Here is a 22351-nt window from a genome sequence, read left to right as displayed (position 1 = left end):
AGCGTAACCACCCCCAGGACGGACGCGCCTGTCGTGGCCGCGGATTCCTGAGCCGTCCCAGGCTCGAGGAGCCGCCCGGCTGGAAACAGAAGGTATTCCTGCCTGTGTTCTACCAGTCAGTCGTACCCCCGTCCCTCGGCCGTTCCCCTCCCTCTCATTCCGGCACCGCATTGTGCACCGCCGCCACGAATACAAACACGGTCCGGAATCGCCGAAGCCCCGCACACTACCGGTGACGGTTGTGGGCGGGGCCGGGGCGACGATCAGGCGTCGATAAGCAGCTGGTGCTTACTTGGCCTTCTCGACGATTTCCACGAGACGGAAGTGCTTGTCCTTGGACAGCGGGCGGGTCTCGGAGATGAGCACGCGGTCGCCGACGCCGGCGATCTCGTCCTCGTCGTGCGCCTTCACCTTGGAGCTGGTGCGCAGGATCTTGCTGTAGAGGGCGTGCTGCTTGCGGTCCTCAAGCTCGACGACGATGGTCTTCTGCATCTTGTCAGAAACCACGATGCCGGTGCGAGTCTTGCGGACACCCTTCTGGTTCTCGTTCACGTTTGCCTCACTCATAATTAAGCCTCAGCTCCCGGAACGACGGACAGGCCCAGCTCACGCTCGCGGATAACGGTGTAGATGCGGGCGATGTCGCGCTTGACCGTGCGAAGGCGGCGGTTGTTGGTCAGCTGACCGGTGGCCAGCTGGAAGCGCAGGTTGAAGAGCTCTTCCTTGGCCTCGGTCAGACGGTTCTCGAGCTCGGCGGCGTCGAGCTCGCGGAACTCGAAGGCGGGGGTACCGGTTGCCATTAGAACTGGTCCTCCTTCTTGATGATGCGGACCTTGCAGGGCAGCTTCTGGCCGGCACGGCGCAGAGCTTCGAGGGCGGTTGCCTCATCCGGGTAGGACATCTCGAAGAGGATGCGGCCCGGCTTGACGTTGGCGACCCACTTCTCGACGGCGCCCTTACCGGAACCCATACGCACACCGAGTGCCTTCTGGGTCAGGGGACGATCCGGGAAGATGTTGATCCACACCTTGCCACCGCGCTTGACGTGGCGGTTGATGGCGATACGTGCGGACTCGATCTGACGGTTGGTGACGTAGGCCGGCTCGAGAGCCTGGATGCCGTAGTCACCGAACGTGATCTTGTTGCCGCCCTTGGACATGCCCGAGCGGGTCGGACGGTGCTGGCGCCGGTACTTGACGCGCTTAGGGATAAGCATTCTTAGCCCTCCTGCTTCTGCTCTGCGCGCTGACGACGCTGGCCACCGCGGCGCGGACGACGATCGCGGTCACCGCCGCGACCCCGGCGGTCGGCCGGTGCGTTGATCTCGGACTCGCGACGGCCACCGACGACGTCACCCTTGTAGATCCACACCTTGACGCCGATGCGTCCGAAGGTGGTGTGGGCCTCTGCGGTGCCGTAGTCGATCTCGGCGCGGAGGGTGTGCAGCGGCACGCGGCCCTCATGGTAACGCTCGACGCGGCCCATCTCGGCGCCGCCGAGACGACCTGCGGTGACAACCTTGATGCCCTTGACCTGCGGCTGACGCATGGCCGACTGGATGGCCTTGCGCATTGCGCGGCGGAAGGCGACACGGTTGACCAGCTGCTCAGCGATGGACTGGGCGACCAGGTTGGCGTTGGCGTCGATGTTCTTGACCTCGAGGATGTTGAGGGCGACCATCTTGCCGGTGAGCTTCTCGAGCTCGCGGCGGATACGGTCGGCCTCAGCACCGCGGCGGCCAATCACGATGCCCGGGCGGGCGGTGTGAATGTCGACGCGGACGCGGTCACGGGTGCGCTCGATGACGACATCGGCGATACCGGCGCGCTCCAGTCCCTTGGACAGGAAGTGGCGGATCTTGATGTCTTCAGCGACGTAGTCGGCGTAGTTCTGCTCGGCGAACCAGTGGGACTTCCAGTCGGAAGTGATGCCCAGCCGGAGGCCGTGAGGATGAATCTTCTGGCCCACTTACTTGGCCCCTTCCTTCTGGCTCTCGACCACGACAGTGATGTGGGTCGAACGCTTACGGATCTGGAAAGCACGTCCCTGAGCACGCGGCTGGAAACGCTTCATGGTCGGACCCTCGTTGGCGTACGCCTCGGAGATGACCAGGGTGCGCGGGTCCAGGCCGAAGTTGTTCTCGGCGTTGGCGGCTGCGGAAGCGATGACCTTGGCGATTGCCTTGGATGCATCCTGCGGAGCGTACTTCAGGATCGCGAGTGCCTCGGAGACAGACTTGCCGCGGACCAGGTCCAGAAGACGGCTCGCCTTCAGCGAGGAGGTGCGGACGTACTTGGCCGTCGCGCGTGCGGAGGTGATGGTCTCACTCATCGCTATCGACGTCCCTTCTTGTCGTCCTTGACGTGACCCTTGAAGGTCTTGGTCGGTGCAAACTCACCGAGCTTGTGGCCGACCATGGAGTCCTCGATGAAAACCGGCACATGCTTACGACCGTCGTGGACGGCAAAGGTGTGGCCGATGAAATCGGGGAGAATGGTGGAGCGGCGGGACCAGGTCTTGATGACCTTCTTGGTGTTGGCCTCGTTCTGAGCATCCACCTTGTTGAGGAGGTGCTCATCGACGAACGGGCCCTTCTTCAGGCTGCGTGGCATATCGTTTTACCTCCTCTTAGCGCTTCTTGTTGGACCGGCGGCGACGCACGATCTGGTTGTTGGAGTAACGGTTCGGGTTGCGGGTGCGGCCTTCCTTCTGGCCCCACGGCGACACCGGGTGGCGACCACCCGAGGTCTTGCCCTCGCCACCACCGTGCGGGTGGTCGACCGGGTTCATGACGACACCACGGACGGTCGGGCGGACACCCTTCCAGCGCATACGGCCGGCCTTGCCCCAACGGATGTTGATCTGCTCGGCGTTGCCGACCTCGCCGACAGTCGCGCGGCAGCGGATGTCCACGCGGCGGATCTCGGTGGAGGGCATACGCAGGATGGCGTAGTTGCCTTCCTTACCCAGTAGCTGGATCGACGAACCAGCGGAACGTGCGAGCTTGGCGCCGGCGCCCGGCTTCAGCTCGACGTTGTGGATGGTCGTACCGGTCGGGATGTTGCGCAGCGGCAGGTTGTTGCCCACCTTGATGTCGGCGGTGGCGCCGGACTCCACGATGGTGCCCTGCTTGATGCCCTTCGGGGCGAGGATGTAACGCTTCTCGCCGTCGAAGTAGTGGAGCAGTGCGATGTTCGCGGTGCGGTTCGGGTCGTACTCGATGTGAGCGACCTTGGCCAGCACGCCGTCCTTGTCGTTGCGACGGAAGTCGATGACGCGGTAACGGCGCTTGTGGCCGCCACCCTTGTGACGGGTGGTGATGTGGCCGTGGGTGTTACGGCCGCCGGTCTTGTGGATCGGGCGCAGCAGAGACTTCTCCGGGGTCGAACGAGTGATCTCGTCGAACATGGAGACGGAGCTCTGACGGCGACCCGGAGTTGTCGGCTTGTACTTGCGAATAGCCATAATATGTCCTTTTCTCTCGACCCTTAGGAGGCGGAGCCGCCGAAGATGTCGATGGAGTCGCTGCCCTCACGGAGCGAGACGTAGGCGCGCTTGGTGCCCTTCCGCTGGCCGTAACCGGTGCGGGTGCGCTTGCGCTTGCCCTCACGGTTGGCGGTGTTCACGGAATCCACCTTCACGCCGAAGATCTGCTCCACGGCAATCTTGATCTGGGTCTTGTTGGAGGCCGGGTCGACGAGGAACGTGTACACGTTCTGCTCCATCAGACCGTAGGACTTCTCCGAGACAACCGGGGCGATGATGATATCGCGCGGGTTAGCGATTTTCGCCATTAGTTCTCCTCCTGGTCCGCACCGGTGGCGCGGTTGATGAAGGCATGCAGAGCCTCAACAGAGAACACGACGTCGTCCGCGTTGAGGACGTCGTAGGTGTTCAGCTGGCCGGCATCCAGGATGTGGACGCCGGGCAGGTTGTTGGCGCTGCGGCGGGCGTTGAGGTCCTCGCGGCCGACGACGAGCAGAACCGACTTGCGGCCGGTCAGGCGCTCGATGAAGGTGCGTGCCGACTTGGTCGACGGCTCCTGGCCCGGGACGAGCTCGGTGATCACGTGGATACGTGCGTTCCGTGCGCGGTCGGACAGGGCGCCTGCGAGTGCGGCGGCCTTCATCTTCTTGGGGGTGCGCTGGCTGTAGTCGCGCGGCTTGGGGCCGTGTGCGATGCCGCCGCCGGAGAAGTGCGGAGCGCGGATCGAGCCCTGACGGGCGCGGCCGGTTCCCTTCTGGCGGTACGGCTTGCGGCCGCCGCCGGCGACCTCTGCACGGGTCTTGGTGGAGTGGGTGCCCTGACGGGCGCCTGCGAGCTGGGCGTTGACGACCTGGTGCATCAGAGCGATGGACACCTCGCGGTCGAAGATCTCAGCCGGCAGCTCAACCTGGCCGTCGGTCGAACCGTCAGCGGTCTGGACGTCGAGCTTCAGATTGGTCATGCGTGAGCACCGCCCTTCACTGCGGTCTTAACGGTCACGATGCCACCACGGTTGCCCGGGATTGCGCCCTTGATGAGCAGCAGGTTGGCATCTGCGTCAACCTTCTGAACCTTGAGGTTCTGGGTGGTGACGCGGTCATTACCCATGCGGCCGGCCATCTTCTTGCCCTTGAAGATGCGACCCGGGGTCGCGGCGGCACCGATGCCACCGACGCGGCGGTGCGCGGCCTGGTTACCGTGGGAGGCACCCTGGCCGGCGAAGCCGTGACGCTTCATGCCGCCGGCGAAACCCTTGCCCTTGGACTGGCCGGTGACGTCGACGAACTGGACGCCGTCGAAGATGTCGACGGTGATGTCCTGGCCGATCTCGTAACCGGAGACGTCGTCCACGCGGATTTCAGCCACATGGCGGCGCGGGGTCACGCCGGCCTTCTTGAAGTGGCCTGCGGCAGGCTTGTTGGCCTTGCGCGGGTCGATGTCGCCGTAGGCGATCTGGATGGCGTTGTAGCCATCGGTTTCCTTGGTGCGAATCTGGGTCACCACGCACGGCCCAGCTTCGACGACGGTGACCGGGACAACCCGGTTCTCCTCGTCGAAGACCTGGGTCATGCCGAGCTTGGTGCCCAGAATGCCCTTGATCTCGTATTCACTCATTATTTATTCTCCGCTGCCAAGTATTTCGTCGATCACTGAATGTTCACGTCGACGCTGGCCGGAAGGTCGATGCGCATGAGCGCGTCAACCGTCTTCGGCGTCGGGTCGAGGATGTCGATGAGGCGCTTGTGGGTGCGCATCTCGAAGTGCTCGCGAGAATCCTTGTACTTGTGGGGAGAACGAATAACGGCGTACACGTTCTTCTCGGTGGGCAAAGGCACAGGTCCAACGACGCGGGCACCCGTACGGGTGACAGTCTCGACGATCTTCTTAGCGGATGCGTCGATCGCCTCGTGGTCGTAGGCCTTAAGCCGAATGCGGATTTTCTGTCCGGCCACGCTTATCCTCTTCCTCGCTTGTCCCACATCCTTGATGGAGCGGTGGGAATTCGCTTTTCGATTTCTCTATAACGTTGTCCGGGCTTGGGGCCTGGGCGCAACGCCAGTTCCTGACTGCCATGACTGGCCGGGAGATTTCCGGGGCATGGACAAACAACACCCGGTAGTGCTCCTGACGGGGTACAAGACCCGTGAGTCAGATAGGAAGGGATCAGTTATCTCGCGATAAGCGTGGGCCCCTGCATACTGCCGCTGTTTATTTGCCATGCCCCTTCTCCGGTCCCCACGCTCGGGTGTGTCCAACCTTGACGGTGACCTTGACCCGATTGCGGAGCCTTCCCGGCCTGTCCGCTAGGACTGCCTGACGAAGGTGTCATGTTCGCCTCACCAGCGACGATGTTTCCGGGCTGCGCCCGGGCACACGTCGTGTTAAAGCAACCTTCGTATTAAACCACGTCGTATACCCGGAACACAATCCGTTTGCTGAACTACTATGGGCATCACGCACGAACCCTCATTCTTGTAGGAGTCACATCATGTCGGAGCAGCACCAGCCGGCGCCGGCCGGCACCGCCGGGACGCCCGGCCCCCGGGGTACCACCCGGATCGAGGATGTCGTCGTCGGCAAGATCGCCGGACTCGCCGCCCGCGAGGTCTCCGGGGTCCACTCCCTCGGGGGCGGGGCCGGCCGCATGGTCGGCGCGCTCCGGGATTCCTTCGCCGGCCCCTCCACCACGGCGCAGCACGGGGTCCACGTCGAAGTCGGCGAGACCCAGGCGGTCGTCGACGTGTCCATCGTCGCCGAGTACGGGGTGGCCATCCACGAGCTGGCGGAGGCGATCCGCAGTAACATCATCACCGCGATCGAGCGGATGACCGGCCTGGAGGTCACCGAGGTCAATGTCACCGTCCACGACGTCCACCTCGACTTCGGCCCCGACGAGGACCCCGATGCCCAGCAACCCGAGCAGCACACGCGCGTCCAGTAGCGCCCCTCCGGTGGACAGGGCCCTCGCCGACCTCCTGGCCGCGGGCATTCTCGCCGTCCCGGGGGTCGCGGGCCTGCACGCGGGCCGCTACGGCGAGGTCGCCCTGCTCTACCCCCGGCACCGCGTGAACGGGCTGCGCCGGACCCCCTCCGCGCTGGAGGTCCACCTCGTCGTCGATCTGGCCCGCCCGCGCCCCCTGGCGGAGGTCGCGGCAAAGGTGCGCGACGTCGTCGCGCAGTGGCTGGACGTGCCGGTCGACGTGCACTTCGCCGACGCCGCCGGAGGTGCCGCATGAAACGCAACACGCTGACCGGCATCCTCCTCGGGCTGGCGCTGGCCTTCGCCGTCATCCTCGGCGGCTGGGCGGGGCTGGCCTACGCCCTCATCTTCGCCACGGTCGGCGGGCTCGTCGGCGCGCACCTGGACCGGCGCATCGACCTGCGGGCCTTCTTCCGCGACCTCGGGGGTCGACGCTAGATGTGGCTGAAGATCAGTGACCGGGCGGTCTCCCGCATCGTGGCCGCGGCCGCGGCGTCGGTCCCCGGCACCGTCGAACTGGGCCGCAGCCTCGACCGGCCCGCGGGGCGCAGCTATCCGCGCTACGACGTCCTCGTCGACAACGCAGCCCGCACCTGCAGCATCGAGGCGTTCATCGCGGTGGTGTGGCCCTCGCCTGTGACGGCCGTCGCCGAAGCCGTGCGCGCCACCGTCGCCGCCTGGGTCGCGGACTGCACCGGGCTGACCGTCACCCGCGTCAACGTCGTCGTCGGCCCCGTCGTCCGCGGCCGGCCAGTCACCGCCGAGCTTCTCGACGCCCACCCGCGCCACCCCGTCCTCCGCCCCGTCACCGTCCGCCCGGGCCCCGTCAGTCGGCCCCGCACCCGCGCGCCGGTGCCGCTGCGGCCGATCACCGTGAGGGGACACCATGTCCGGTGACCGCCGCGCCCCGCGCGCGAACCCCTGGGCCCGCTACTCTGCGATGGTCACCGGGTTGGTCCTCCTGGCCGTCGCGGCCGTCTGCGCCCGGGAGCTGTGGCTGCGCAACTCCAGCTCCATCCGGTGGGAGAGCTGGGTGGACCCGGTCATGCTCGTCGTCGCCGGGGCCACCTTCCAGCCGTGGATGCTGCCCGCCGGCGCCGGCGCCGTCCTCCTCGGCGGCTTCCTCGTGTGGGTCGCGTTCCGCCCCCGCACCCGGACCCACCGGGAGCTGACCGTCTCCGGGAGCTCCGGGGCCTCCGTCTGGGTGCGGCCCGTCGACATCGCCCGCCTGCTCTCCGCTGCGGCGCTGCGCGTGCCGGGGGTCGTGGACGCCGCGGGCCACGTCACCGGCCGCGGCGCCACCGTGAGCGTCACCGCCGGCCCCGCCGTCGACGACCCCTCCCCCGCCGTCGACGCTGCCCTCACCCGCCTGTTGGCGGACCTGGGCCTCGACCTCAGCGTCCGGGTCCGGCTGCGTTCCCACGAGGGGGTGCAGCGGTGAACCGCCGGATCTCGCTCATCGACCGCGCCGTCGCCCTTCTCACGGGCCTGGCCGCCGTGGCGGGCGGTGTCTGGACAGTCGGGCTCTTCCTCGACGTCCCCTTAGCCCAGGCGATCGCCGGCCGGATCGACTTTTCCGCCTGGCGCTCGGCTCCGGTGCAGGACTGGTTCGACCTCGTCCTCGCCGGCATTCTCCTGCTCAGCGCGGCCCTCGGTGGACTCCTCATCGCCCTCAACGTGCGCCGGTACCGCATCAACCGGGTGCTCTCGCCGTCTTCCGATGAGCGCGGCACCATCGGGATCGACCTCGCCGCCCTCGCCGACGCCGTCGCCCGGGACCTGGAGGAGCACCCGCGGGTCGGCTCGGCCCACGCCGTCGTGGCTGATTCCCGGGGCCGGCCGACCATGACGCTGACCGTCCATGCCCGTCCCGATGCGGATGTCCCCGCGCTGGTGGCCGTCCTCGGGCAGAGTGAACGCGAATTCCGTGCCGCCGTACCCGGCATCGAACTGGACACGGTCTACCGGCTGCACCTCTACCCCGTCGGCCGCTGATCAGTCCGCGAGCGGCTCATCCTCCAGGAGCAGAATCTCGCGCACCTGCGCATACTCCCGCGGGCGTCCGCCCCCGGCGGGCCCCACCACCAGCGGCTGCCCCGGGCGGCAGGACGTCAGAGTGTCCCAGGCCAGGGACTCCTGCTCCAGGCTGCGCCGACCCGCGGTGAAACGGTCGAAGCCGTGGGAGAGCACCACAGTCGACCCGTCGTCGAGGGCCACCAGGTACACGGCGTCGCCCAGGTCGCGGCGCCGCACGCCGCTGAGATCGGCGACGGCGGAGTGCGGGGCGGCGTCGAGAAGCGAGATGCGGCTGAGCACCCCCAGCCGGTGGTCGATGCCCTCGGCAGAGGTGACCACCAACGGGGAACCCACGAAGGCGGGGCGGATCGTGGCGTAGTCCCACACCCCGGGCTGCGCGGACACGCCGGGGCGGCGGACGACGACCCGCCACGGGTCCACCATCACGCGGTGTTCGGGGCCTTGGGTGAGCAGGAGGTAACGGGCGGTGACGCGGGAGCCGGACAACGGGAGCGTCCCCGGATGGGTGCGCTCGACCGTGGCCAGCACACGCAGGAGGTCATCGTCGCTCGCGCCCCAGCCGACGCCCCGGTTGGCCAGGATGCCGAACAGGGTGGGCAGGGACAGCTCGGGCTGCCCCTCCCACGCGCGGCGGACGGCGTCGAGGACGCCCGGCATCCGCAGGGGGTCCTGCACGGCGGCTAGATGTTCCGGGCGGAGACGGTGTCGGAGCCCGGGACGGCCTCGGCGATGTCATTGCCCAGGGCGACGATGCGGTTGTTCTCGTCGACGTGGACGATGCGCGGCTCGTATTCGAGGGCCTCGTCCAGGGTGGCCTGCAGGTAGGAGATGAGGATGACGATGTCGCCCGGGTGGATCAGGTGCGCCGCCGCACCGTTGATGCAGATCTCGCCGGTGCCCGGGCGACCGGTGATGACGTAGGTCTCCAGCCTGGCACCGTTGGTGACGTCGACGATGGCCACCTTTTCGCCCTCGATGAGGCCGGCGGCCGCGAGCAGGTCGGCGTCGACCGTGACGGACCCCACGTAGTTGAGGTCTGCCTGGGTGACCGTGGCGCGGTGGATTTTGCTGCCGAGGATGGTTCTGAGCATGAGAAAGAAGATACCCCGTGGAGGGGAAATACCAAAAGGGTCCGGAGGAAAATTTCCTCCGGACCCTTTGGGTCAGATCAAGAAGTTGTTACTTGATGATCTTGGTGACGCGGCCGGCGCCGACGGTGCGGGAGCCCTCGCGGATAGCGAAGCGCAGGCCCTCGTCCATGGCGACAGGCTGGATCAGGGTGACGGACATGTCGACGTTGTCGCCCGGCATGACCATCTCGGTGCCCTCCGGCAGCTTCACGACGCCGGTGACGTCGGTGGTGCGGAAGTAGAACTGCGGGCGGTAGTTGTCGAAGAACGGGGTGTGGCGGCCGCCCTCATCCTTGGAGAGGATGTAGACGGAACCCTCGAACTCGGTGTGCGGGGTGTATGCGCCCGGCTTGATGATGACCTGGCCGCGCTCAACGTCCTCGCGCTTGATGCCGCGGAGCAGCAGACCACAGTTGTCGCCGGCCTCGGTGTAGTCGAGGAGCTTACGGAACATCTCGATACCGGTGACGGTGGTGGTGGTGGCCTTGTCCTTGATGCCGATGATCTCGACATCCTCGTTGACCTTGAGGGAGCCACGCTCGACACGGCCGGTGACGACGGTGCCGCGGCCGGTGATGGTGAAGATGTCCTCGACCGGCATCAGGAACGGCTTGTCGGTGTCGCGGACCGGGTCCGGGATGGAGTCGTCGCAGGCCTGCATGAGCTCCAGGACGGAGTCGACCCACTTCTGCTCGCCGTTGAGGGCGCCCAGAGCGGAGATGTGGGTGATCGGGGCGTCCTCGTCGTAGTCCTGCTCAGCCAGCAGCTCGCGGACCTCCATCTCGACGAGCTCGATGATCTCTTCATCGTCGACCATGTCGCACTTGTTCAGGGCGACGAGGATGTAGGGGACACCGACCTGGCGGGCCAGGAGCACGTGCTCGCGGGTCTGCGGCATCGGGCCGTCGGTGGCGGCGACGACGAGGATCGCGCCGTCCATCTGAGCGGCGCCGGTGATCATGTTCTTGATGTAGTCGGCGTGGCCCGGGGCGTCAACGTGTGCGTAGTGGCGCTTCGGGGTGTTGTACTCGACGTGGGAGATGTTGATCGTGATGCCACGCTCCTTCTCCTCCGGCGCCTTGTCGATGGCGTCGAAGGCGAAAGCCTCGTTCTCATCCGGGTATGCGTCAGCGAGCACCTTGGTGATGGCAGCCGTGGTGGTGGTCTTGCCATGGTCGACGTGACCGATGGTACCGATGTTGACGTGCGGCTTCTTACGCTCGAACTTGGCCTTTGCCACTGTATGTCCTCCTGGACTTCATGGTGGCTACGACCTTCGCAGCCACGTTGGTTGACAATCGTCATCGTCACCCGCCCCTGTGACAGGTCGGAGTCAATGACGTCTTCACAATGTGCCAGTTACACGATCCTAGATTTCTACCGCTGTTTTTTCAAACCGCGGCCCGGGGTTCCGGACCGTGCGGACACGGCTGTGAATCCGGGATCTCACAGGGGGTAACGGCCGGCTCAGCCGCCACCTCGGGAAAGGTGGTTGCTCAGCCCGACCGCTACCTCCCCGTGTTGTCGGATCCGGGACCCTGCTTCCCGACGCCGGCACAGGGCGTCGGGGAGCACTCAGGGTCCAGGCTCCGACGGGGGAGCATTCCGGCTACTTGCCGGTGCGCTCGGAGATGATCTCCTCGGAAACGCTGGAGGGGACCTCAGCGTAGGAGTCGAAGACCATGGAGTAGTTCGCGCGGCCCTGCGTCTTGGAGCGCAGGTCGCCGACGTAGCCGAACATCTCGGACAGCGGGACCTTGGCCTTGACCAGCTTGGCGCCGGCACGGTCCTCCATCGCGTTGACCTGGCCACGGCGGGAGTTGACGTCGCCGATGACGTCGCCCATGTACTCCTCCGGGGTGGTGATCTCCACGGCCATGAGCGGCTCGAGCAGAACCGGCTTGGCCTTGGCGACGGCCTCCTTCAGCGCCTGGGAACCGGCGATCTTGAACGCCATTTCCGAGGAGTCGACGTCGTGGTAGGCACCGTCGAGGAGGGTGGCCTTCACGTTGACCAGCGGGAAGCCTGCCAGGTAGCCGTACTGCAGCGCGTCCTGGATACCAGCGTCGACGGAGGGGATGTACTCCCTCGGGATACGGCCGCCGGTGACGGCGTTCTCGAAGTGGTACAGCGGGCTCTGGCCCTCTTCGAGCTCGTCCTCGGCCGGGGAGTAGGGCTCGATGGAGATGATGACCTTAGCGAACTGGCCGGAGCCACCGGTCTGCTTCTTGTGGGTGTACTCGAGCTTCTCGACGGGCTTGCGGATCGTCTCGCGGTACGCGACCTGCGGGGCGCCGACGTTGGCCTCGACCTTGTACTCGCGGCGCATGCGGTCGACGAGGACGTCGAGGTGCAGCTCGCCCATGCCGCCGATGACGGTCTGGCCGGACTCCTCGTCGAGCTCGACGGTGAAGGTCGGGTCCTCTTCGGCGAGCTTCTGGATCGCGGTGCCCAGCTTCTCCTGGTCGGACTTGGTCTTCGGCTCGATGGAGACCTTGATGACCGGGTCCGGGAAGTCCATGGACTCGAGGATGATCGGGCCATCGGTGGAGCAGAGGGTGTCACCGGTGGTGGTGTCCTTCAGACCGATGACGGCGAAGATGTTGCCCGCGCGGGCCTCTTCGACCGGGTTCTCCTTGTTGGAGTGCATCTGGAAGATCTTGCCGATGCGCTCCTTCTTGTTCTTGGTGGAGTTGAGCACCTGGTCGCCCGGCTCGGCGCGGCCCGAGTAGACGCGGACGTAGGTGAGCTTTCCGAAGAACGGGTGAGCGGCGATCTTGAACGCCAGAGCCGCGAAGGGCTCGTCAGCGGAGGGCTTGCGGGTGATGATCTTGTCCGCGTCGTTGACGTCGTGGCCCTCGACCTCGCCGATGTCGAGCGGGTTCGGCAGGAAGTCGATGACGGCGTCGAGCAGGGGCTGCACGCCCTTGTTCTTGTATGCGGTGCCGCAGTAGACCGGGTAGATCTCGGAGTTGACGGTCATCTTGCGGATCGCGCCCTTGATCTCGTCGATGGTGAGTTCCTCGCCACCGAAGAACTTCTCCATGAGCTCGTCGTCGGACTCGGCGACCGTCTCGAGAAGCTTCTCGCGGTACTCCGCGGCCTTCTCCTGCAGATCCGCCGGGATCTCCTCGACGGTGGCCTCGGTGCCGATCTCGGTCTTGCCGCGCCAAGTGAGGGCCTTCATCTGGAGAAGGTCGACGACGCCGTCGAAGTCATCCTCAGCGCCGATCGGGAGCTGCATGACCAGCGGCTTCGCACCGAGGCGGTCGACGATGGTGCTGACCGTGTAGTAGAAGTCGGCGCCGAGCTTGTCCATCTTGTTGACGAAGCAGATACGCGGGACATCGTACTTGGCGGCCTGACGCCAGACCTGCTCGGACTGCGGCTCCACGCCTTCCTTGCCGTCGAAGACGGCGACTGCGCCATCGAGGACACGGAGGGAGCGCTCGACCTCGACGGTGAAGTCGACGTGGCCCGGGGTGTCGATGATGTTGATCTGGTTCTGGTTCCAGAAACAGGTGACGGCGGCGGACGTGATCGTGATGCCGCGCTCCTTCTCCTGCTCCATCCAGTCGGTGGTGGAGGCACCATCGTGGGTCTCGCCGACCTTGCGGTTGATGCCCGTGTAGTAGAGGATGCGCTCGGTCGTGGTGGTCTTACCGGCATCGATGTGGGCCATGATGCCGATGTTGCGGACCTTGTTCAGGTCCTTAAGCACTTCTTGTGCCACAGTCTTACCCCAACTTGTAGATCTCAGACGCCCGGGGCTGATATGCCGCAGACGCCGTCGGTGGATAGTTCTCGTTCAATTCTGCCATTGATTGGCCGTACTGGCATCAGCGGGAAAAATTCTTCCCGGCATCCGGCCCTACGACACCCAATGATCACGCAGGTTGCGAAGCTCCGGGGGTTGCCCCTGAACACGCCAAAGGCCCAACGACGAGTCGCCTCATGACCGCCCCGGCCGGCCCGTCAGAAAGGCGGGGCGGCAGAGATCGGTCATGTCTGCGGCTGTCGGCTGGGCCATGTGCGGTTGTTGTCCTGCTACCAGCGGTAGTGGGCGAAGGCGCGGTTGGCCTCGGCCATCTTGTGGACGTCCTCGCGGCGCTTCACGGAGGCGCCGAGACCGTTGGACGCGTCCAGGATCTCGTTGGCCAGACGGTCGATCATGGTGTTCTCGCGGCGCTGACGGGTGAAGGTGACGAGCCAACGCAGTGCCAGGGTGTTGGAGCGGCCCGGGCGGACCTCAACCGGAACCTGGTAGGTGGCGCCGCCGACACGGCGGGAGCGGACCTCGAGGTCCGGGCGGATGTTGCCCAGAGCCTTCTCGAGGGTTCCGACCGGATCGATACCGGTCTTCTCGCGGCAGGCCTCGAGGGCGCCGTAGACGATGCGCTCAGCGGTGGACTTCTTGCCGTCCAGGAGGACCTTGTTGACCAGCTGGGTCACGAGCTCGGAGCTGTAGACCGGGTCCTTGACTACGGGACGCTGGGGTGCACGGTTCTTACGCATTGATTACTGTCCCTTCTTGGCGCCGTAGCGGGAACGGGCCTGCTTGCGGTCCTTGACACCCTGGGTGTCGAGGGTGCCGCGGACGATCTTGTAACGAACACCCGGGAGGTCCTTCACACGACCGCCGCGGACGAGCACCATGGAGTGCTCCTGCAGGTTGTGGCCTTCGCCCGGGATGTAGGCGGAAACCTCGATGCCGGTGGTGAGGCGCACGCGGGCGACCTTACGCAGAGCGGAGTTCGGCTTCTTCGGGGTGGTGGTGTACACGCGGGTGCACACGCCACGGCGCTGCGGGGAACCCTTGAGGGCCGCGGCGTTGACCTTGGCGGTCTTGTCGTGGCGACCCTTGCGGATCAGCTGCTGAATAGTGGGCATATCCGTCTTTCTGTGTTGATCGGCTTATCCGGCCGGATGAGCCGACCGAGAAAACTGGCTGAGAGTTTCATTCTCGCCTGCCGCTTAGCCGCACGAGTTTTAAACGTGCGAAAACCCGTCGGCCGCTCTCGCTGGCTTACGGGGAAAACTGCAGGCTCCCACCATGGAGACGTGGGACTGGAAGTTGACACTACAGCACCCGGCCCTCCCGCCCAAATCCCTTTCCCGCGCCACTTGCCCACCGGAGCACCCCGCCGCCCCCTTCCCCGCCACTCCCGCCCACCGCCCACCCACCACCCACCCTCCCCCGGTGGGGCATCACTGACACATCACCGGTGCGCCACAACGCCTGCCACCCCGGAAGGGGGTGGCGTCCCGGCCCGCCCGGAAGCCCCAGATGTGGACATGCCTTTCGGGCGATATCCGGCTGACGACACTATATATTGTGGCAGTAACTCAAAACAGTACCTACCCGTAGTGCCTATCGGGACGATCGTGATTACCTTCAAATCTGTAATTACAACTTATGGTGGATGCCGTGACCATCCACGAGAACCTCCCTGTGTCCGACGTCCCCCGTGCAGTCGACCCGGCCAGCACCATCGACGAGTACCTCAACCGCTCCGACTGGCGCGTCAACGCCAACGCCAACCAGGACTACTCCCTCGGGGGAATGATCCTCAACACCTCAGGCAAGGTGGTCGCCAACTACTGGCTCGACCACGTATTCGCCCCGGAAGCCGGCGCAGCCCACCGCGACGGCGACATCCACATCCACGACCTTGACATGCTCTCCGGCTACTGCGCCGGATGGTCCCTGCGCCAGCTCCTCGAGGAGGGCTTCGGCGGCGTCCCGGGCACCATCTCCTCCGCCCCGCCGAAGCACTTCTCCTCGGCCTGTGGGCAGATCGTCAACTTCCTGGGCACCCTCCAGAACGAATGGGCCGGCGCCCAGGCGTTCTCCTCCTTCGACACCTACATGGCACCGTTCATCCGGCTGGACAACCTCACCTACGCGCAGGTGCTCCAGTACATGCAGGAGTTCATCTTCAACCTCAACGTGCCCAGCCGATGGGGCACGCAGACGCCCTTCACCAACCTGACCTTCGACTGGACCTGCCCCGAGGACCTGAAGGACAACGTCCCCTTCATCGGCGGCGAACCGGTGGACTTCACCTACGGCGACCTCCAGGCCGAGATGGACCTGGTCAACCGGGCCTTCATCGAGGTGATGAGCCGGGGCGACGCGGACGGCCGCCCCTTCACCTTCCCCATCCCCACCTACAACATCACCAGGGACTTCGACTGGGAGTCAGAGAACACCCGCGCGCTGTTCGACATGACCGCCCGGTACGGCCTGCCCTACTTCCAGAACTTCATCAACTCCGACCTCGACCCGGGCATGATCCGTTCGATGTGCTGCCGCCTGCAGCTGGACATGCGCGAGCTGCTCAAGCGCGGCAACGGCCTGTTCGGCTCCGCCGAGCTCACCGGCTCCATCGGGGTGGTCACACTCAACTGCTCCCGTCTGGGCCACCAGCACGCCGGCGACGAGGAGGCGCTCCTGGCGCGGGTCACGGAGCTGGTCCACCTGGGCGTCGACACGCTCGAGCGGCGCCGCGACTTCGTCGCGGAGCAGATGGACCGCGGCCTGTACCCCTACACGAAGCGATGGCTGCCCAGCCTGGACAACCACTTCTCCACCATCGGCGTCAACGGCTGCAACGAGTTGGTGCGCAACTTCACCGCCGACGCCTACGACCTGAGCGACCCGCAGGGCCACGAGCTGGTGCTGCGGCTGCTGGACCACATCAACACCCTGCTGGTCGAGGCGCAGGAAGCCACCGGGCACCTGTTCAACCTGGAGGCCACCCCAGCGGAGGGAGCGACCTACCGTCTGGCAAAGGAGGACATCCGCCGGTTCCCCGGCATCATCCACGCGGGCACCGCGGAGGAGCCCTATTACACGAACTCCTCCCAGCTCCCCGTCGCCCACACCCCGGACCCCTTCGCCGCCCTCGCCGCCCAGGAGGACCTGCAGGCCCGGTACACCGGCGGCACCGTCCTGCACCTCTACATGGGTGCGGCGATGAGCTCGGGCGAGGCCTGCGCGACGCTGGTCCGCCGCGCGCTGAGCACCTTCCGGCTGCCGTACATCACCGTCACCCCGACGTTCTCCATCTGCACCGACCACGGTTACCTCTCCGGGGAGCACCCGGCGTGCCCGCAGTGCGGCGGCCCCACCGAGATGTGGACCCGCGTGATGGGCTACTTCCGCCCGGTCTCCAGCTTCAACACGGGAAAGAAGGGGGAGTTCCATGAGCGCCTCTACTACAGCGAAGCCCACGCCTGATCTGCCGGTTGCCGGGATCATCCCCTTCTCGGCGACCGACTGGCCGGGGACGCTGACCGCCACCGCTTTCACCCAGGGGTGCCCGCTGAAATGCGTCTACTGCCACAACCCCTCCCTGCAGGAGTTCACGTCCGGCGCGCACACTTTCGCAGAGGTGCTGGAGCTTCTCGACGCCCGCCGCGGCCTCCTCGACGGCCTCGTCATCTCCGGCGGGGAACCCACCGCCTCCCCCGGGTTGGCGGAGGCCATCGCCGCGACCCACCGGATGGGTTTCCGGGTCGGCCTGCACACCTGCGGGTACGCCCCGAACCGGCTGACGAGGTTGCTGGCCGACCCCGCCACCACCCCGGACTGGATCGGCCTGGATGTGAAGGGCCTGCCGCGGGACATGCCCGCCGCCACCGGCTGCACCCCGCCCGTGGCGCAGGCATCCTGGCGCTCCCTGGAGCTGCTGGCCTCTTCGGGCGTCGACCTGCAGGTGCGCACCACCGTGTGGCGGGGGTCGGTACTGGAGGAGCATCTTCCCCGGCTGCAGGAGGAGGTCGCGGCATACGGGCAGGAACTGGTGGTCCAGTGGGCCCGAGACTGCGACGCGGACGGGCGCTACCACGGGCAGGGTGCCGCCGCCTGAATGCGCAGCGGGGAGGGCGGATCAGTCGTAGCATCGGGGGCATGACTGAACCCTCTCCCCGCCTCCGCGCCAGCGACGATGACCGCAACCGGGTCAACCTGGCCCTCAGCCAGGCATTTTCCGAGGGCCGAATCGACTTCGAGGAGTTCGACGAACGCACCGGACAGGTCCTCGCCGCCCGCTACCGGGACGAGCTCTCCGCGCCGCTGGCGGATCTGCTGCCCGACCCCGCGGCCGTCTTCGAGGGCCCGCTGCCGGCCGTGCGCCCCGACGACTCCCCCGCTCCCGCGAGCCGCGCGTACCCGGCGCCGAGCCGCAGCCTGGTGACGGGTGAGCAGGGCGGCAGTGCTCTGAGCCTGGCCATCATGGGCGGCAGCGAGAGGCGGGGCGATTGGCTGATCGCACCCGTCCACACCTCGATCGCCATCATGGGCGGCAACGACATCGACCTCACCGAGGCGCGGCTGTCCGCACAGGAGACCGTCATCTACGCCGTCGGCCTCATGGGCGGGGTGGATATCCTCGTCCCGGAGGACGTCCGCGTCTTCAGCGAGGGTGCGGGCGTCATGGGCGGCTTCGGCATCAGCACCGACCCCGAGGTGACTCTGCGGATGGAGGACCTCCCCGCCGACGCCCCCGTCATCCGTGTCCGGGGGCTCGGTCTCATGGGCGGGGTGGAGGTCAAGCGCGTCCCCCGCCGGCCCCGGCCTTAGGCGCGCAAGAGAATGACCCCGTTCCCGCTGGCTGCGGGAACGGGGTCATCTGTCATACGTGCCGACTAGAGCTGGAACTCCTCGTCCAGCGGCACGGATGCGCCGGTGAACTCGGCGTAGCCGTCGTCGCCGTAGATGGAGTCGCCGTAGGTCGGGATCGAGTAGGCCGCGTTACGGGCCGCCTCGGTCGGCTTGACCTCGATGTTGCGGTACCGGGAGATACCGGTGCCGGCCGGGATCAGCTTACCGATGATCACGTTCTCCTTGAGACCGATGAGCTGGTCGGAGCGCTTGTTGATCGCCGCGTCCGTGAGCACCCGGGTCGTCTCCTGGAAGGAGGCGGCCGAGAGCCAGGACTCCGTGGCCAGGGAGGCCTTGGTGATGCCCATGATCTGGTCGCGCAGCTCCGCCGGCTGGCCGCCCTCGGCGCGGATCGCCGCGTTGATGCGGCGTGCCTCGGTGAGGTCGACCAGGGTGCCCGGCAGGAAGTCCGTGGAACCGGCGTTGATGACGGTGCCGCGGCGCAGCATCTGGCGGATGATGATCTCGATGTGCTTGTCGTGGATCGCCACACCCTGGGTGCGGTAGACGGCCTGCACCTCGTCGATGAGGTGCTTCTCGACGCCGCGTCGGCGCAGCACACGGAGCACGTCGTGCGGGTCGGCGGGGCCGCGGAGCAGGCGCTCGCCGAGCTCCACGTGGTCGCCGTCGCGCAGGGTGCGCTCGATGAAGACCGACGGGTTGTCGTCCATCGGGACCTTGACCTGGGCGAGACCCTGCCGCTTGGACAGCTTCTCGTAGATCTCCTCCTCGTTGCCGTCGTCGGAGGTCAGCGTCAACTTGTAGAAGTTGCCGTCGTCCTCCAGCGCGACGGTGCCCGAGAACTCCGCGATCGGGGAGGCGTTCTTCGGCACACGTGCCTCGAACAGCTCCTGGACACGCGGCAGACCGCCGGTGATGTCGCCGCCGACGCCACCCTGGTGGAAGGTACGCATGGTCAGCTGGGTGCCCGGCTCACCGATGGACTGGGCGGCGACGATGCCGACCGCCTCACCGATGTCGACCAGCTGGCCGGAGGCCATGGACTTGCCGTAGCACTTGGCGCAGACGCCGGTCGGGGTCTGGCAGGTCAGCACGGAGCGGACCTTGACCTCGGTGACGCCGCGTGCGACGAGCTCGTCGATGGTGGTCTCGGTGAGGTCGGCGCCGGCCTCGAAGAGGACCTCGCCGTCGGCACCGTTGACCTCGGTGGCCAGCACACGGCCGGACACGGAGGTCTCCACCAGCGAGTGGCGGGAGTATCCGCTGACGTTGCCGTCTGCGTCCTTGGCCTCCACTGCCACCGGCACGCGGACACCCTGGCGGGTGCCGCAGTCGTCCTCGCGGACGATGACGTCCTGGGCCACGTCGACGAGTCGACGGGTCAGGTAGCCGGAGTCGGCGGTGCGCAGGGCGGTGTCGGCCAGGCCCTTACGGGAACCGTGCGAGTTGTTGAAGTACTCGAGAACCGACAGGCCCTCCCGGAAGGAGGTCTTGATCGGACGGGTGATGTAGTCACCCTTCGAGTTCACAACCATGCCCTTCATGCCTGCCAGGGTCCAGATCTGGCGCATGTTGCCGGCGGCGCCCGACTTCACGATCATCGGAATCGGGTTGTCGTCCGGGTACAGGTCCTCGACGGCCTTACCCACCTTGTTGGTGGCGTCCTGCCAGAGCTCGACGAGACGGTCGTAACGGTCGCGCTCGCGCAGCGCGCCCTTGACCCAGAACTTGTGCTCGATCTCGCGGGCCTCGGCCTCGTAGGTCTCGAGGATCTCCTCCTTGTTCGGGAGGACCAGAACGTCGGACATGGCGATGGTGACGCCGGAACGGGTCGACCAGTAGAAGCCGGCGTCCTTCATCTTGTCCATCGTCTGAGCGACGGTGATCATCGGGTACTTCGCGGCGAGGTCGTTGATGACGTCGCCGAGCATGATGAAGCCCGTGCCGCCGCCCTTACGGACCATGACGCCCTCGAGGTACGGGTAGTTCCACGGCAGCAGCTCGTTGAACATGACGCGGCCCAGGGTGGTGTGCGCGGTCCAGATCTGGCCCTGCTCCCACCCGTCGGGGAACTGCTCCGCCTCGATGTCGGCCGGGGGGCGCAGGTGCGAGATCCGCACGCGGATCGGCGCCTGCAGACCCAGGACACCACGGTCCCGGGCCATGATGGCCTCGGCGAAGGACGAGTAGTCGCCCGTCGCCGGACCGTTCTCGCCGGCCGGACGGTAGGCGCCCTGGCCGCCGATCTCATCCTCGCGCTTGTTCATCGTGAGGAAGTACAGGCCGGTGACCATGTCCAGACGCGGCATAGCCAGCGGCTTGCCCGACGCCGGGGACAGGATGTTGTTCGAGGCGAGCATGAGGATGCGGGCCTCGGCCTGCGCCTCGGCGGACAGCGGCAGGTGGACTGCCATCTGGTCGCCGTCGAAGTCGGCGTTGAAGGCCTCGCACGCCAGCGGGTGCAGCTGGATGGCCTTGCCCTCGACGAGCTTCGGCTCGAACGCCTGGATGCCCAGACGGTGCAGGGTCGGCGCACGGTTGAGCATCACCGGGTGCTCGGAGATGGCCTCCTCCAGCACGTCCCAGACCTCGGGGCGCTGGCGCTCGACCATCCGCTTGGCGGACTTGATGTTCTGCGCGTAGTCGTTCTCCACCAGACGCTTCATCACGAAAGGCTTGAACAGCTCCAGTGCCATCAGCTTCGGCAGACCGCACTCGTGGAGCTTGAGCTGCGGGCCGACGATGATGACGGAACGGCCGGAGTAGTCGACGCGCTTGCCCAGCAGGTTCTGGCGGAAGCGGCCCTGCTTGCCCTTGAGCAGGTCGGACAGGGACTTCAGCGGGCGGTTGCCCGGCCCGGTGACCGGACGGCCTCGACGGCCGTTGTCGAACAGTGCGTCGACGGACTCCTGCAGCATCCGCTTCTCGTTGTTCACGATGATCTCGGGCGCGCCGAGGTCGATCATGCGCTTGAGGCGGTTGTTGCGGTTGATCACGCGGCGGTACAGGTCGTTCAGGTCCGAGGTGGCGAAACGGCCGCCGTCGAGCTGGACCATCGGGCGCAGCTCCGGCGGGATCACCGGGATGCAGTCGAGGACCATGCCGGCCGGGTCGTTGCCGGAACGCAGGAACGCGGCGACGACCTTGAGGCGCTTGAGGGCGCGCATCTTCTTCTGGCCCTTGCCCTCGTTGATGATGGTGTGCAGCTCTTCGGACTCTGCCTCGAGGTCGAAGTTGCGGATGAGGGTCTGGATGGCCTCAGCGCCCATGCCGCCGGTGAAGTAGTCCTCGTAGCGGTCGATGAGCTCTTCATAGACGGTCTCGTCGATGATCATCTGCTTGGTGTCGAGCTTGACGAAGGTCTGCCAGATCTCGTCGAGACGGTCGATCTCACGCTCCGCGCGCTCGCGGATGTGCTGCATCTCCTTGTCTGCGGCGGTCTGCACCTTGCGGCGTGCGTCGGCCTTGGCGCCGGCGGCCTCGAGCTCGGCGAGGTCCTCCTCCAGCTTGGCTGCGCGCTCGGCGATGTCGGACTCGGCCTCGGCCTCGACGTCCTTCTTCTCCAGGAGCATGTCTGCCTCGAGGGTGGACAGGTCGTTGTGACGCGCCTCCTCGTCGACGGACGTGATGATGTTCGCGGCGAAGTAGATGATCCGCTCGAGATCCTTCGGCGCGAGGTCGAGCAGGTAGCCGAGACGGCTGGGGACACCCTTGAAGTACCAGATGTGGGTGACCGGCGCGGCCAGCTCGATGTGTCCCATGCGCTCGCGGCGCACCTTGGACTTGGTCACCTCGACGCCGCAGCGCTCGCAGATGATGCCCTTGTAACGCACTCGCTTGTACTTGCCGCAGGCGCACTCCCAGTCACGGGTCGGGCCGAAGATGCGCTCGCAGAAGAGACCGTCCTTCTCCGGCTTGAGGGTGCGGTAGTTGATGGTCTCCGGCTTTTTGACCTCGCCCTTGGACCAACGGCGGATGTCGTCGGCGGTAGCCAGGCCGATGCGGAGCTCTTCGAAGAGGTTTACGTCGAACACGTAACTCCCTTTCCCCTCCCGGCGGGGAGGGATTGAATGGCGAATATCGGGTTAG

27 protein-coding genes are annotated in these 22351 nt (G+C 66.3%); 9 read left to right on the top strand and 18 right to left on the bottom strand.

The features are described 5' to 3' along the window. Nucleotides 1-288 precede the first annotated feature (288 nt). Genes rpsQ through rpsJ form a run of 11 tightly spaced genes read right to left on the bottom strand, consistent with a single transcriptional unit; the run spans nt 289 to nt 5438 of the window. On the bottom strand, nt 289-567 hold the full coding sequence (gene rpsQ, locus B840_RS01895; protein ID WP_042620719.1) for a 30S ribosomal protein S17: 279 nt from the start codon (nt 565-567) through the stop codon (nt 289-291). 2 nt (nt 568-569) lie between these two features. Continuing rightward, the gene (rpmC, locus tag B840_RS01890; protein WP_042620718.1) at nt 570-800 is read right to left on the bottom strand and encodes a 50S ribosomal protein L29; all 231 of its coding nucleotides are present in this window, start codon (nt 798-800) and stop codon (nt 570-572) included. Then, nucleotides 800-1216, bottom strand: coding sequence for a 50S ribosomal protein L16 (gene rplP / locus B840_RS01885; protein ID WP_042620717.1), 417 nt, complete (start codon nt 1214-1216; stop codon nt 800-802). The genes rpmC and rplP overlap by 1 nt, the downstream gene beginning before the upstream one ends. A 2-nt stretch (nt 1217-1218) precedes the next feature. Beyond that, nucleotides 1219-1968 carry a 30S ribosomal protein S3 gene (gene rpsC / locus B840_RS01880; protein WP_042620716.1) on the bottom strand — a complete coding sequence of 250 codons (750 nt, stop codon included), beginning with the start codon at nt 1966-1968 and terminating at the stop codon, nt 1219-1221. Continuing rightward, entirely contained in the window at nt 1969-2331 is a 363-nt protein-coding gene (gene rplV / locus B840_RS01875; protein WP_042620715.1) for a 50S ribosomal protein L22, read from the bottom strand. Between the two features lie 2 nt (nt 2332-2333). Beyond that, entirely contained in the window at nt 2334-2612 is a 279-nt protein-coding gene (rpsS, locus tag B840_RS01870) for a 30S ribosomal protein S19 (RefSeq protein WP_042620714.1), read from the bottom strand. Between the two features lie 16 nt (nt 2613-2628). After that, a complete protein-coding gene (gene rplB / locus B840_RS01865) occupies nt 2629-3465 on the bottom strand; it encodes a 50S ribosomal protein L2 (RefSeq protein ID WP_042620713.1) in 837 nt (278 codons plus the stop codon). Nucleotides 3466-3488: 23 nt separating this feature from the next. Beyond that, on the bottom strand, nt 3489-3794 hold the full coding sequence (gene rplW, locus B840_RS01860) for a 50S ribosomal protein L23 (protein WP_042620712.1): 306 nt from the start codon (nt 3792-3794) through the stop codon (nt 3489-3491). Continuing rightward, entirely contained in the window at nt 3794-4447 is a 654-nt protein-coding gene (rplD, locus tag B840_RS01855; RefSeq protein WP_042620711.1) for a 50S ribosomal protein L4, read from the bottom strand. The genes rplW and rplD overlap by 1 nt, the downstream gene beginning before the upstream one ends. After that, nucleotides 4444-5100 (bottom strand): 50S ribosomal protein L3, encoded by a 657-nt coding sequence (gene rplC / locus B840_RS01850; protein ID WP_042620710.1) that lies wholly within the window; start codon nt 5098-5100, stop codon nt 4444-4446. Before rplC ends, rplD begins: the two co-directional genes overlap by 4 nt. Nucleotides 5101-5132: 32 nt before the next feature. Next, nucleotides 5133-5438, bottom strand: coding sequence for a 30S ribosomal protein S10 (gene rpsJ / locus B840_RS01845; protein ID WP_003848085.1), 306 nt, complete (start codon nt 5436-5438; stop codon nt 5133-5135). Nucleotides 5439-5974: 536 nt separating this feature from the next. On the opposite strand from rpsJ, the gene B840_RS01840 reads away from it, so the two are divergent. Genes B840_RS01840 through B840_RS12805 form a run of 6 tightly spaced genes read left to right on the top strand, consistent with a single transcriptional unit; the run spans nt 5975 to nt 8461 of the window. Further along, entirely contained in the window at nt 5975-6427 is a 453-nt protein-coding gene (locus B840_RS01840) for an Asp23/Gls24 family envelope stress response protein (RefSeq protein ID WP_042620709.1), read from the top strand. 10 nt (nt 6428-6437) lie between these two features. Then, entirely contained in the window at nt 6438-6722 is a 285-nt protein-coding gene (locus tag B840_RS01835) for a hypothetical protein (protein WP_042620708.1), read from the top strand. Beyond that, complete coding sequence (locus B840_RS01830) at nt 6719-6904, top strand: hypothetical protein (RefSeq protein ID WP_042620707.1); 186 nt, start codon at nt 6719-6721, stop codon at nt 6902-6904. The genes B840_RS01835 and B840_RS01830 overlap by 4 nt, the downstream gene beginning before the upstream one ends. Then, the gene (locus tag B840_RS01825; protein WP_052491050.1) at nt 6905-7363 is read left to right on the top strand and encodes an Asp23/Gls24 family envelope stress response protein; all 459 of its coding nucleotides are present in this window, start codon (nt 6905-6907) and stop codon (nt 7361-7363) included. Further along, nucleotides 7353-7907, top strand: coding sequence for a DUF6286 domain-containing protein (locus B840_RS01820; RefSeq protein ID WP_042620706.1), 555 nt, complete (start codon nt 7353-7355; stop codon nt 7905-7907). The genes B840_RS01825 and B840_RS01820 overlap by 11 nt, the downstream gene beginning before the upstream one ends. Beyond that, nucleotides 7904-8461 (top strand): hypothetical protein, encoded by a 558-nt coding sequence (locus B840_RS12805; protein WP_052491049.1) that lies wholly within the window; start codon nt 7904-7906, stop codon nt 8459-8461. The genes B840_RS01820 and B840_RS12805 overlap by 4 nt, the downstream gene beginning before the upstream one ends. Here the strand turns inward: B840_RS12805 and B840_RS01810 are convergent, their stop codons facing one another. The 6 genes from B840_RS01810 to rpsL form a co-directional block, all read right to left on the bottom strand. Further along, a complete protein-coding gene (locus tag B840_RS01810) occupies nt 8462-9178 on the bottom strand; it encodes a hypothetical protein (RefSeq protein WP_042620705.1) in 717 nt (238 codons plus the stop codon). Between the two features lie 5 nt (nt 9179-9183). Continuing rightward, nucleotides 9184-9594: an aspartate 1-decarboxylase gene (gene panD, locus B840_RS01805; protein WP_042620704.1), complete on the bottom strand. Its 411-nt coding sequence runs from the start codon at nt 9592-9594 to the stop codon at nt 9184-9186. A gap of 88 nt (nt 9595-9682) precedes the next feature. Beyond that, entirely contained in the window at nt 9683-10873 is a 1191-nt protein-coding gene (gene tuf / locus B840_RS01800; RefSeq protein ID WP_042620703.1) for an elongation factor Tu, read from the bottom strand. Nucleotides 10874-11242: 369 nt separating this feature from the next. Next, complete coding sequence (gene fusA / locus B840_RS01795) at nt 11243-13366, bottom strand: elongation factor G (RefSeq protein ID WP_042620702.1); 2124 nt, start codon at nt 13364-13366, stop codon at nt 11243-11245. Between the two features lie 314 nt (nt 13367-13680). After that, nucleotides 13681-14148: a 30S ribosomal protein S7 gene (gene rpsG / locus B840_RS01790; protein ID WP_042620701.1), complete on the bottom strand. Its 468-nt coding sequence runs from the start codon at nt 14146-14148 to the stop codon at nt 13681-13683. A gap of 3 nt (nt 14149-14151) precedes the next feature. Next, complete coding sequence (rpsL, locus tag B840_RS01785; protein WP_042620700.1) at nt 14152-14523, bottom strand: 30S ribosomal protein S12; 372 nt, start codon at nt 14521-14523, stop codon at nt 14152-14154. Between the two features lie 562 nt (nt 14524-15085). Between rpsL and B840_RS01780 the strand changes: the two genes are divergently transcribed. Genes B840_RS01780 through B840_RS01770 form a run of 3 tightly spaced genes read left to right on the top strand, consistent with a single transcriptional unit; the run spans nt 15086 to nt 18220 of the window. Beyond that, the gene (locus tag B840_RS01780) at nt 15086-16876 is read left to right on the top strand and encodes a ribonucleoside triphosphate reductase (RefSeq protein ID WP_229676565.1); all 1791 of its coding nucleotides are present in this window, start codon (nt 15086-15088) and stop codon (nt 16874-16876) included. Next, entirely contained in the window at nt 16842-17507 is a 666-nt protein-coding gene (locus tag B840_RS01775; RefSeq protein ID WP_042620698.1) for an anaerobic ribonucleoside-triphosphate reductase activating protein, read from the top strand. The genes B840_RS01780 and B840_RS01775 overlap by 35 nt, the downstream gene beginning before the upstream one ends. A gap of 41 nt (nt 17508-17548) precedes the next feature. Next, nucleotides 17549-18220: a DUF1707 SHOCT-like domain-containing protein gene (locus B840_RS01770; protein ID WP_042620697.1), complete on the top strand. Its 672-nt coding sequence runs from the start codon at nt 17549-17551 to the stop codon at nt 18218-18220. A 65-nt stretch (nt 18221-18285) separates the two neighbouring features. Here the strand turns inward: B840_RS01770 and B840_RS01765 are convergent, their stop codons facing one another. Beyond that, entirely contained in the window at nt 18286-22296 is a 4011-nt protein-coding gene (locus B840_RS01765; protein WP_042620696.1) for a DNA-directed RNA polymerase subunit beta', read from the bottom strand. Nucleotides 22297-22351 lie beyond the last annotated feature (55 nt).

This window comes from Corynebacterium marinum DSM 44953 (assembly GCF_000835165.1).
Lineage (GTDB): Bacteria > Actinomycetota > Actinomycetes > Mycobacteriales > Mycobacteriaceae > Corynebacterium > Corynebacterium marinum.
The sequence above is the reverse complement of the archived record's forward strand: the minus strand, read 5'-3'. Positions and strand labels throughout refer to the sequence as shown.